The following is a 10556-nucleotide window of genomic DNA, read 5'->3' as shown; positions in this document are numbered from 1 at the left end:
GGCCCGCCCCCCGCGGGGCCACCGCGGGCCCCCCCTCCTCCCCCCCCCCCCCGGGGCCGCCCCCCCCCTGATTAACCTCCCCCACGGGCGAGGGGCCCCCCCCCCATCCCGGCACCCGCGGCCCCGGGGCCCCTTTCTGGTGGCTCAGCGCCCCTGGTTGGCCACCGCCGCGGCGGCTGCCTTCGCAGCGGTCGGGTCGAGGTAGGTGCCGCCCAGAGTGAGCGGGCGCAGCTGCGGGTCGAGGTCGTAGCGCAGCGGAATGCCCGTCGGGATGTTCAGCTTGGCGATCGCCTCGTCGGAGATCTGGTCGAGGTGCTTGACGAGGGCGCGCAGCGAGTTGCCGTGCGCGGCCACCAGCACCGTCCGGCCGGCCAGGATGTCCGGCACGATCGAGTCGTACCAGTAGGGCAACATCCGGTCGACGACGTCCTTGAGGCACTCGGTGCGCGGCATCAGCTCGGTCGGCAGCAGCGCGTAGCGCGGGTCACCCACCTGCGACCACTCGTCGTTGTCGTCGATGGGCGGCGGTGGCGTGTCGTACGACCGGCGCCAGAGCATGAACTGCTCCTCGCCGTACTCGTCGAGGGTCTGCTTCTTGTTCTTGCCCTGCAGGGCGCCGTAGTGGCGCTCGTTGAGCCGCCACGACCGGCGCACGGCGATCCAGTGCCGGTCGGCGGCGTTGAGCGCCAGCTCGGCGGTGCGGATCGCACGGCGCATCACGCTGGTGTGCACGACGTCCGGTAGCAGGCTGTGCTCGCGCATCAGCTCGCCGCCGCGCCGCGCCTCGCCCTCGCCCTTCTCGGTCAGGTCGACGTCCACCCAGCCGGTGAAGAGGTTCTTGGCATTCCAGTCGCTCTCACCGTGTCGCAGCAGGACCAGCGTCCCGACGGTGGGCCCTTCGCTCGCAGTCATGCGGATCATCCTGCCTCAACCGCCTGACGGACACGCGGGCAGCCGTCGTGACGACCACCACGTGAAAAAGCTGATGACCAGCGGATCCGGCCGCCACTAGGGTTGTAAGGCACGCCAGTCACATCGGTCATTACTTGCAAGCGGGGCGCCATATGCGGACGATGCGGAGTTGGTTCCGGGACACCACCGGCGGCCTACCGACCACCTTCTGGTACCTGTGGTCGGGCACCCTGATCAACCGACTCGGCTCGTTCGTCCTCGTCTTCCTCGCCATCTACCTGACCCAGGAACGTGACTTCTCGGCCTCGCAGGCCGGCCTGGTGATCGGCCTCTGGGGCGTCGGCGGGGCGTTCGGCACGACCGCCGGCGGCACCCTCGCCGACCGGTGGGGTCGCCGACCGACACTGCTCACCGCCCACGTGGGAGCGGCGGCCATGATGCTCGGGCTCGGGCTGGCCCGGGATCTCTGGGCGGTGGCGCTGGGCGCGCTGCTGCTCGGCATGTTCGCCGAGGCGGCCCGGCCCGCGTTCGGGGCGATGATGATCGACGTGGTGCCGGCGAAGGACCGGCTGCGCGCCTTCTCACTCAACTACTGGGCGATCAACCTGGGCTTCGCCTGCGCCGCCGTCCTCGCCGGCCTCGCCGCACAGGCCGATTACCTGCTGCTGTTCGTGGTCGACGCGGCCACCATGCTGATCACCGCGCTGATCATCTTCAGCAAGGTGCCGGAGACCCGACAGGCCGGCCCCGCCACCGCCGTCGCGGCAGCAGCGGCTCCGCGCGGGGCGCTGCGCACGATCCTCACCGACCGGGTCTACCTCGGCTTCGTGGCACTCAACCTGTTCGCCGCGCTGGTGTTCCTCCAGCACATCTCGATGCTGCCGATCGCGATGGGCGACGACGGTCTGAGCCCCGCCACCTACGGCTCGGTGATCGCGCTCAACGGCATCCTGATCGTGGTCGGCCAACTCTTCGTGCCCCGACTGATCCGGGGTCGGAGCCGCTCGCACGTGCTCGCGCTGGCGTCCGTGGTGATGGGCGTGGGGTTCGGGCTGACCGCGTTCGCCGGCACCCCCTGGTTCTACGGGCTGACAGTGCTGATCTGGACGGTCGGCGAGATGCTGAACTCGCCCTCCAACTCCACGCTGATCGCCGAGCTCTCCCCGGCCGAGTTGCGCGGTCGCTACCAGGGCGTGTTCTCCCTCTCGTGGCAGATCGCCGGGGCCAGCGCGCCGATCCTCGGCGGCCTGGTACGCGAGCACGCCGGCAACGACACCCTCTGGTACGGCTGCGCCGCGCTCGGCCTCCTGACCGCGGTGGCCCACCTGGTGTCGGGGCCGGCCCGGGAACGGCGTGCAGCCGCGCTGCGCCGCTCCGGTGAGGCACTGGCAACGACCACCGCGTCCCGTGCGCCACAGCCCGCCGAGGCGTAATGAGTGGCGCGGCCGTGCCGGAGTTCCTACTGTGCGGTGGAAACAGTTAACAACCTGAACTGTCGGGAGGTCGGGTGCACGCCCTGCGGCGCTGGTGGCACGACACCGCAGGCGGGCTACCCGCCACCTTCTGGTACCTCTGGGCCGGCCTGCTGATCAACCGGGCCGGCGCGTTCGCCATGCTGTTCCTCTCGCTCTACCTCACCGACGTACGCGGCGCGAGCGAAGCCCTGGCCGGCACAGTGGTCGGCGCGTACGGGGCCGGCGGAGCGGCCGGCGTACTGCTCGGCGGGGTGCTCGCCGACCGGTGGGGACGCCGGGCGACCCTGCTCGCCGCGCACCTGGCCACAGTCGGCCTGATGGTGGCGCTCGCCTTCACCCGACCCCTGCTGCTGATCGCCGTGCTCTCCGCGCTGATCGGCGTGGTCCACTCGATGCCCAGCCCGGCATTCGTGGCGGCGATCGTCGACGTGGTGCCCGCCGAGCGCCGCTCACGCGCGTTCAACCTTCAGTTCTGGGCGTTCAACCTGGGCATGGCGGTCGCCTCGCTGCTCGCCGGGGTCCTGGCCGAGGCGAGCTTCACCGCACTGTTCCTGGTCGACGCGGGCGCCACCCTGACCGCCGCCGCCGTGATCGCCTGGAAGGTGCCCGAAACCCTGCGGTTGGCCCGGCCAGCAGCCAGCCCACCGCCCGCCACAGACGCGGCACCGAGGTCCGTCCGGACCCGCCGGCCGGGACTGCACACCGCGCTCACCGACCGCACCTTCCTGGTCTTCGTCGGGCTCACCTTCGTGCTGGCCGTACTCACCATGCAGACGTCGACCATCATGCCGCTGGCCATGCGCGCGGACGGCCTGGGCCCATCGGCGTACGGGCTGGTGGTGGCGCTCGGCGGCGCGCTGATCGTGGTCGGGCAGTTGTTCGTGCCCCGGCTGATCGACAGGCACCGCAAGGACGTCGTGCTGGCCGCCTCCACGGCGCTGCTCGCGCTCGGTTTCGGGGCGCTCGCCATTGCCGACGAACTGGCCGTCTACCTGGGTGCCGCAGTGGTCTGGACGGTCGGCTCGATGCTCGCCGCCCCGCCCAACGCGCAGATCAACGCGGACCTGGCACCACCGCAGCTACGAGCGCGCTACCAGTCGGTCTTCTACCTGACGTTCCCAGCCGCGGCGTTCGTCGCGCCCACCCTCGGCGGGGTGAGCCTCCAGCACCTCGGCGACCGGCACTGGCTGATCGTGGGCGGGCTGGGCCTGCTGGCCGCGCTCGGGCACCTGCTCGCCGGACCACCCCGGGAGCGGCACGTCGCCGCGCTGCGCCGGGTTGTCGACCCGAAGCCGACAACCTCCGCAGACCGCGTACCGACCGGATAACCGACGCAAAGCGCCCACCACGTCCCTGAGGTCGTGGTGGGCGCCCGCCGGTGGGGCCGGCGGCGGCGGGCAACACTCACCCCCGTAAGCATCGCCCGCTCACGCCGCCGGTCCAAACAGGTGGGAACCGTCCCCCAACGGTTATTCCACCCGTCCCCTCGCGCCTCGTCTGGTGCGCGGATCTGATCGATCCGCCGCTCCCCCGAACGTTTCCAAACGTGGCGCGGTGCAATAAAGCTAGTTCGCCCGGATTCTGGATTCAACCCAGAACGGCTGTCTCGCCGGTCACAACTGGCGAGTATCCGCTGCTCCGGCCTCGTCCGTTGGCAACAGCCGGGTACCCGTCGGCCATTCCCGCAAACACCTCAACCGTCTTCCCGATCGGGTGACTCGGTCCGGAAGAAGTTGCTCTGCCGGCCGTCCCGCAGCTGTTCCTGATAAATCAGGTTCAAGCGCCGCAGGTCAAACGTGTAGAACCACTCATCCCAGGTGATCTCGCGAATCCGGCTGCTTTCCCGGTATCCGGGAATGTTGAAGGTCAACACACCCGCCCGGCCATCCCGCTCGGTGCCGGCGATGGTCGCCGGCCGGGCCCCGCGTTCCCGGGCCCACCGCTGGATCACCTCGTGGTTCGCCGTGATCAAACTCCGTCCCGGCCGCTCCGGCCGGTCCGTGATCGACGAGATCACCTGCGAACTGCGGACCGACCGCCCCGTACCCCGTCCGGTCCGGATCCCGCCGGCCGCCGTCCCGCCACCGGTCGACGGCGTCAACGTGCGCTTGGCCGCCGCGCTCTTGGCCGGTACCGCGCGCTTCGCCGCCGCGCTCTTGGCCGGTGCGGTGCGCTTCGCCGCCGCGCTCTTGGCCGGTGCCGCGCGCTTCGCCGTGGTGCGCTTCGCCGCCGCGCTCTTGGCCGGTACCGCGCGCTTCGCCGCCGGCCGCGCCGGTGCCTTCTTCGCCGGTGCCTTCCGCGCGGGCGCCGTACGCGCCGTCGCTGTCTTACGGGCCGCCGTGGTCTTCCGCGCCGCGGCGGTCTTCCGGGCGGCCGTGGTCCTGCTCGTGGCCGTGCTCTTGCGGGCGGCCGTCGACGTCGCCGCTGTGGTTCTCTTCGCGGCGGTCGCCTTCTTCGCCGGCGCCCTCTTCGCCGCCGCCGTCGACTTCCGCCCGGCGGTCGCCTTCGTTGCGGCGGCCCGCTTCGCGGGCGCGCTCTTGTTCGCCGGCGCGGCCTTCGCACGGCTGGACGCCGGCCTGGCCGCGGACTTCTTGGTGGCGGCGGCACGACCCGCCGACGCCCTGGTGCCGGCGGCTCGACCCGACGGGCCGGTGCTGCTCCGACCGGCGCCGGCCCGCATCGAGCGCACCAGCTGTTTCACCAGCTCGGGCTTGCGCAACGCGGAGATCCCGGAGACCCCGCGTTTGCGCAACTGCCCGCGGATGTCGTCCACCCGCATCCGGGAAATCTCCGACTCGGAGACTCCGGGCGTACCCGGCGTCTGGTTGCCGGCCTGTCGCTTCGTCCTGGTCGCAGTCGCGCCGCGACCTGAGCTGTTCCGCTGAGCCATGGGACGCTCCGCTCCTTGGCACTCCGTCATCGGCGCGCGGGGGTCCCTTGCCGCACCGCGCGGTGCGGCATACCCGTCAGGAGCACTCCGAACCACAGTCAACTCGCCATGATCGTGCTGGATCCAGGATCGAGTGGCATCGCCGCGTCGGCGACACCACTACGTCGTGGTTCGAGCACGATCAGGGGAGGCGGCCCCGGCGCGCGGGCGCGGGACGGCGCGGGGTGGGGGCGCGGCCGGGGGCGGTGGGTCAGGTTGGGTCGGGGCCGGCGCCGGAGGGCTCGAAAAGGTGGGCGAAGGCGGCCAGGTTGGCGGTCGACTCGCCCCGCTTCACCCGCCACTCGTACTCGCGCCGGATCGAACTGCCGAAGCCAATCTCCAGCATCGTGTCGAACGACTCGTCGGCGTACGTGAGCACCGCGCCGAACAGTCGGTCCAACTCGTCGGCGTCGACGCCGGCCGGGTTGACCCGACCGGTCAGGTACACGTCGCCGACCGCGTCGGTCGAGAAGGAGACGCCGTACATCCGGGCGTTGCGCTGCAACAGCCAGGCCCACAACTCCTCGCGGCGCTCGTCCGGCTGGCGCATCACGAACGCCTCGATCCGCAGCGCGTGCTCGCCGACGATCAGGTTGCAGATCGTCTTCAGCTTGTGGGTGCCCGGCAGCGTCACCGCGTACGAGCCGGGGCCGGTCGACTCCCAGGCCAGGTCCCGCTCGGCGCAGGCCGACTCGATCAGGGTCGCAAGATCGCTCTTCGGGCTCACCGGACCCACTCTACGACCGACCGGGCTCGCGCACCCTGTGACAAGCGGGCCCCCGGGTCACCAGGAGCAGGAGAGCGCCGGGTCACACGCCAGGTCGGCCGCGAGACGGGCGCGGTGCCCGGCGATCGCCTCGCCGTAGACCCCGAGCAGACCGGCGACCGTACGGTCCCAGGAGAAATGCCGAGCGTGCTGCTCGGCGCCTCGGGCCAGCACCGACCGCAGCGCCCGGTTCGGCAGCAGGCTGCCCATCGCACGGGCCCAGTCGACCGGGTCGTGACCGTCGATCAGTACGCCACTGACCTGGTCCCGGACGGCGGTGACCAGCCCTCCGACGGCGGCGGCCAGCACCGGCGTACCGCAGGCCTGCGCCTCAAGGGCGACCAGCCCGAACGATTCGTTGTGCGACGGCACCGCGACGAGATCCGCCGCCCGGTACAGGGCCGGAAGGTCGTCCCCGGTGAGCGGCGGCAGGAACCGCACCCCGTCGCTGACCCCGAGCCTGGCGGCCAACTCGATCAGGGCGGTCGGCCGGTCCAGCCCACTGCCGCTGGGCCCGCCGCAGATCACCACCGTCACCTGATCGGCCAGTGCCGGGTCGCGCTCCCGCAGCGCGGCGATCGCGCGGATCAGCACGTCGGGGGCCTTGAGTGGCTGGATTCGACCGACGAAGGCAACTACGTACCCGTCGACGGGAAGCCCCAGCCGACGACGGGCCTGGCGGGCGGCCGCGGACCTGTCACCCGGCGCGGGCCGGAACCGGGCCAGGTCGACGCCCGGCTGCACGACGGACACCCGGGTCGGGTCGGCGTCGTACCGGTCGACCAGGTCGCTGGCCTCGACCCGGGTGTTGGCGACCAGCCGGTCCGCCTCGGCGACGACCTGCTCCTCGCCGATGACCCGGGCCTTGGGCTCCGGCCGGTCCCCGGCCGCGAGCTGGGCGTTCTTGACCTTCGCGAGAGTGTGCGCGGTGTGCACCAGCGGCACCCCCCAGCGCTCCTTGGCCAGCCAACCAACCTGGCCGGAGAGCCAGTAGTGGGAGTGGATCAGGTCGTAGTGGCCGGGCGGACGGGACGCCTCGGCGCGCAGCACCCCGGCGGTGAAGGCGCAGAGCTGACCGGGCAGCTCCTCCTTGGTGAGGCCCTCCAGGGGGCCGGAGGTGATGTGTCGGACCTGCACCCCGGGCGCCATCTCGACCACCGGGGGAAGGTCACCGGAGGTGGCCCGGGTGAAGATCTCCACCTCCACGTTGGCCTCGGCGAGACGCCGGGCGACTTCGAGGATGTAGACGTTCATTCCGCCGGCATCACCCGTGCCGGGCTGGTGCAGGGGGGAGGTGTGTACCGACAGGGTCGCGATGCGGCGAGGCCGGGGCCACGGTCGGGCACCTCGCTGACGCCCGACACCGGCGTGCATTTCCGCCACATCCGCTCCTTCTTCACGGTTGATGCCGTCTCGCACGACCGGCGCTTCTCGGTCAACCTGTACGCCGGATGTCATCTTCCCCATCGGGCTTCGGAAATTCCCCGGCGCGGCCCCTCGGCGTGACGGACCTCATCACCGAACGTCCGCCGATGGCTGCCCTACGCCCGGTCGGGGCGGGTCGTACGCCCGCTGTGACAATGTCGGAATGACCTCAGTCGCCATCGTCACCGGAGCGTCCAGCGGGATCGGCGCGGCCACCGCCCGCCGGCTCGCCGCCGAGGGCTTCCACGTGCTCGCCGCCGCCCGCCGCGCCGAACGGCTCACCGAGCTGGTCGCCGAGATCACCGCCGGCGGCGGGCAGGCCACCGCCGTGACCTGCGACGTCACCTCGGACGAGTCGGTGGCCCGGCTGGCCGACGCCGCCGCCCAGGCACCCGGGCCGGTCACCCTGCTGGTCAACAACGCCGGGGGAGCGCGCGGGCTGGACCCGGTGGAGTCCGGCTCGGTCGCCGACTGGCAGTGGATGTACGACGTGAACGTGCTCGGCACCCTGCGGGTCACCCAGGCGCTGCTGCCGGCGCTGGAAGCCTCCGGCTCCGGCACCATCGTGGTGGTCTCCTCGACCGCCGGACTGACCGTGTACGAGGGCGGGGGCGGCTACACCGCCGCGAAGCACGCGCAGACCGCCATCGCCGGCACGCTCCGCCTGGAGCTGTGCGGCCGGCCGCTGCGGGTCGTCGAGATCGACCCGGGCATGGTGAAAACCGACGAGTTCGGGCTGGTCCGCTTCGAGGGCGACGCGGAACGGGCCGCCGCCGTCTACGCCGGGGTGCCGGGGCCGCTGGTCGCCGAGGACGTCGCCGACTGCATCGCCTGGTGCGCCACCCGCCCCGAGCACGTCAACATCGACCGCCTGGTGGTCCGGCCCCGGGCACAGGCCGCCCAGCACAAGGTGCACCGGGTCGACCAGTGAAGCCCGGGCAGTGACGTCGGGATGAGCGGCGTGGCGCGGCGCCGGCCGGTCGGCGTGGTCACGCGCGGCACGACGAACCCGAACCGGCTCCGTCGGGTGGACAACTGGATCGTCGCCACCTGCGCCGACCGGCTGTCGGCGGCGGACGACCCCCTGGTGGTCGACCTCGGCTACGGCGCCACCCCGGTGACCGCTGTGGAGTTGCGCGCCCGGCTGGCGGCCGGGGTCCGTCCTGACGTACGGCTGGTCGGGTTGGAGATCGACGCGGCCCGGGTGGCGGCCGCGGCGCCGGCCGCCGACCCACCCTGGCTGATGTTCGCCCGGGGTGGGTTCGAGTTGGCCGGGCTCCGGCCGGTGCTGGTCCGCGCGTTCAACGTGCTGCGACAGTACGACGAGAGCGAGGTAACCGAAGCCTGGCAGACGATGACCGCCGCGCTCGCCCCCGGCGGAGTGCTCGTCGAGGGCACGTGTGACGAGTTGGGGCGGCTCGCCAGTTGGCTGCTGATCGACGCCGACGGCCCCCGGACGCTGACCCTGGCCGCGAAGCTCACCACGCTGGGCAGCCCTGCCGAGCTGGCCGAGCGGCTACCCAAGGCGCTGATCCATCGCAACGTTCCCGGTGAGCCGGTGCACGCGCTGATCCGCGCCCTGGACGACGCCTGGCAGGCCGCCGCCCCGTACGCCACCTTCGGCCCCCGCCAACGCTGGCTGCACGCGGTGACCCGCCTCCGCGAAACAGGCTGGCCCATCCTCGACAACGCCACCCGCTGGCGCCAGGGCGAACTAACCCTCCCCTGGCCCCTCCCCTAACCCGCACCCCGCACCCCGCACGCCGATCTTGCACTTTCGGTTGGCTATTTGCCCTTTTGTAGCCCTTATGTCACCGCAGAAACTGCAAGATCGCGGGGCGCGGGCGGGATGGGCGCGGGGCGCGAGGGCGGGGCGGGGCGGGGCGGGGGCGGGAGCCCGACCGGGTTAGAGGGTGCAGTTGATGAGGACTGGTTCGGGGTGCAGGGTTACGCCGAAGCGGGCGTGGACCTGATCGCGGATGGTGGCGGCCAACGCGAGCAGGTCAGCGGTGTGGGCGGTGCCGCTGCGGTTGGTCAGGGCCAGGGTGTGTTTGCTGGAGATGGCCACCCCACCCTCGCCGGGGTGACCCTTGGCGAAGCCGGCCTTGTCGATCAGCCAGGCGGCGCTCACCTTGACCAGGCCGTCCGCCCCGGGCCAGGCGGGCGGGTCACCCAGCTCGGCGGAGCGTTCCAGGAGCTGTTCGTACGTCGCGCGGTCGAGCACCGGGTTGGTGAAGAAGGAGCCGACCGAGCGAGTGTCCGGGTCATTGGCGTCGAGCACCATCCCCTTGCCCGCCCGCAGTCGCAGCACCACCGCTCGGGCGTCGGCCAGCGGCACCTGGTCGCCCACCTCGACACCGAGGGCTCGGGCCAGCTCCGCGTAGCGCACCGGCCCGGACAGCGAGGACCTGGTGAGTCGGAAGTCGACCGAGAGCACCACCCAGCGGTCCACGTACTTGAAGACGCTACCCCGGTAGGCGAAGCCGCAGTCTGCGGCGGGGATGACCTGACGGGTGCCCTCGACCCTGTCGTACACCTCGACGCCGGTGATCGTCTCGGCGACTTCCTGGCCGTACGCGCCGACGTTCTGGATGGGGGTGGCGCCGGTCGAGCCGGGGATGCCGGAGAGGCATTCCAGCCCGGCCCAGCCGTTGGCGATGGTGGAGGCGACCAGGTCGTCCCACGGCTCGCCGGCGTCGACCCGTACGGTGACCGAGGTGGCGTCCTCGGCGATGACCCGCATGCCACGGGAGCGCACCAGCACGACGGTGCCGGGGAAACCGGCGTCGCCGATCACCACGTTGCTGCCCCCGGCCAGGATCAGGACCGGCTCCGCCGCGGCGCGTACCGCCTGGACGAGCTCGTCGGCACTGCCGGCGGCCACGATCCGCTCGGCCGGCCCACCCGTTCGGAGGGTGGTGTAGCCGGCGAGTGGACCGGGGATGGCACGATCGGCGTCGGTTGTCGGCTGGGCGGAGGCGTCTGGCACGCCCTTCACCTTAGGCTGACAAGTAGCCGTGGCACCCACTGGTCGCCCGGCACCCCCGGG

9 protein-coding genes and 1 pseudogene are annotated in these 10556 nt (G+C 72.0%); 5 read left to right on the top strand and 5 right to left on the bottom strand.

Annotation, left to right across the window (positions count from 1 at the left end; all coding sequences use genetic code 11):
- Positions 1-144 precede the first annotated feature (144 nt).
- The gene (locus ABZ794_RS31790; RefSeq protein ID WP_091403562.1) at positions 145-912 is read right to left on the bottom strand and encodes a phosphoglyceromutase; all 768 of its coding nucleotides are present in this window, start codon (positions 910-912) and stop codon (positions 145-147) included.
- 152 nt (positions 913-1064) lie between these two features.
- On the opposite strand from ABZ794_RS31790, the gene ABZ794_RS31785 reads away from it, so the two are divergent.
- Both ABZ794_RS31785 and ABZ794_RS31780 read left to right on the top strand, forming a co-directional pair.
- Positions 1065-2345: an MFS transporter gene (locus ABZ794_RS31785; RefSeq protein WP_210782518.1), complete on the top strand. Its 1281-nt coding sequence runs from the start codon at positions 1065-1067 to the stop codon at positions 2343-2345.
- 74 nt (positions 2346-2419) lie between these two features.
- The gene (locus ABZ794_RS31780; RefSeq protein ID WP_238689064.1) at positions 2420-3715 is read left to right on the top strand and encodes an MFS transporter; all 1296 of its coding nucleotides are present in this window, start codon (positions 2420-2422) and stop codon (positions 3713-3715) included.
- Positions 3716-4080: 365 nt separating this feature from the next.
- Here ABZ794_RS31780 and ABZ794_RS31775 read toward each other — a convergent pair.
- Positions 4081-4449: pseudogene (locus tag ABZ794_RS31775) on the bottom strand (hypothetical protein); the annotation flags it as partial.
- On the opposite strand from ABZ794_RS31775, the gene ABZ794_RS31770 reads away from it, so the two are divergent.
- Entirely contained in the window at positions 4388-5272 is an 885-nt protein-coding gene (locus tag ABZ794_RS31770) for a hypothetical protein (protein WP_357519040.1), read from the top strand. The pseudogene ABZ794_RS31775 and the gene ABZ794_RS31770 overlap by 62 nt on opposite strands.
- A gap of 255 nt (positions 5273-5527) precedes the next feature.
- Here the strand turns inward: ABZ794_RS31770 and ABZ794_RS31765 are convergent, their stop codons facing one another.
- Together ABZ794_RS31765 and mshA are read right to left on the bottom strand one after the other, a co-directional pair.
- A complete protein-coding gene (locus tag ABZ794_RS31765; protein ID WP_357519032.1) occupies positions 5528-6043 on the bottom strand; it encodes a YbjN domain-containing protein in 516 nt (171 codons plus the stop codon).
- A 57-nt stretch (positions 6044-6100) separates the two neighbouring features.
- Positions 6101-7465 carry a D-inositol-3-phosphate glycosyltransferase gene (gene mshA / locus ABZ794_RS31760; protein ID WP_210782512.1) on the bottom strand — a complete coding sequence of 455 codons (1365 nt, stop codon included), beginning with the start codon at positions 7463-7465 and terminating at the stop codon, positions 6101-6103.
- Between the two features lie 205 nt (positions 7466-7670).
- Here mshA and ABZ794_RS31755 point away from each other — a divergent pair, with 205 nt between their 5' ends.
- Positions 7671-8438, top strand: coding sequence for an SDR family oxidoreductase (locus tag ABZ794_RS31755; protein WP_357519030.1), 768 nt, complete (start codon positions 7671-7673; stop codon positions 8436-8438).
- 21 nt (positions 8439-8459) lie between these two features.
- Positions 8460-9248: a class I SAM-dependent methyltransferase gene (locus ABZ794_RS31750; protein ID WP_238689060.1), complete on the top strand. Its 789-nt coding sequence runs from the start codon at positions 8460-8462 to the stop codon at positions 9246-9248.
- Between the two features lie 165 nt (positions 9249-9413).
- On the opposite strand, the gene ABZ794_RS31745 is transcribed toward ABZ794_RS31750, so the two are convergent.
- The gene (locus ABZ794_RS31745) at positions 9414-10451 is read right to left on the bottom strand and encodes a UDP-N-acetylmuramate dehydrogenase (RefSeq protein ID WP_357519038.1); all 1038 of its coding nucleotides are present in this window, start codon (positions 10449-10451) and stop codon (positions 9414-9416) included.
- Positions 10452-10556 lie beyond the last annotated feature (105 nt).

It is taken from the genome of Micromonospora sp. NPDC047187 (assembly GCF_040643355.1).
In the GTDB taxonomy this organism is placed as follows: Bacteria; Actinomycetota; Actinomycetes; order Mycobacteriales; family Micromonosporaceae; genus Micromonospora; species Micromonospora salmantinae.
This window is presented reverse-complemented; position numbering and strand designations above follow the sequence as displayed.

Coding starts and splice junctions, on each gene's coding strand:
- ABZ794_RS31750 (WP_238689060.1), top strand. CDS start 8,460: ATGAGCGGCGTGGCGCGGCGCCGGCCGGTCGGCGTGGTCACGCGCGGC.
- ABZ794_RS31790 (WP_091403562.1), bottom strand. CDS start 912: ATGACTGCGAGCGAAGGGCCCACCGTCGGGACGCTGGTCCTGCTGCGA.
- ABZ794_RS31755 (WP_357519030.1), top strand. CDS start 7,671: ATGACCTCAGTCGCCATCGTCACCGGAGCGTCCAGCGGGATCGGCGCG.
- ABZ794_RS31785 (WP_210782518.1), top strand. CDS start 1,065: ATGCGGACGATGCGGAGTTGGTTCCGGGACACCACCGGCGGCCTACCG.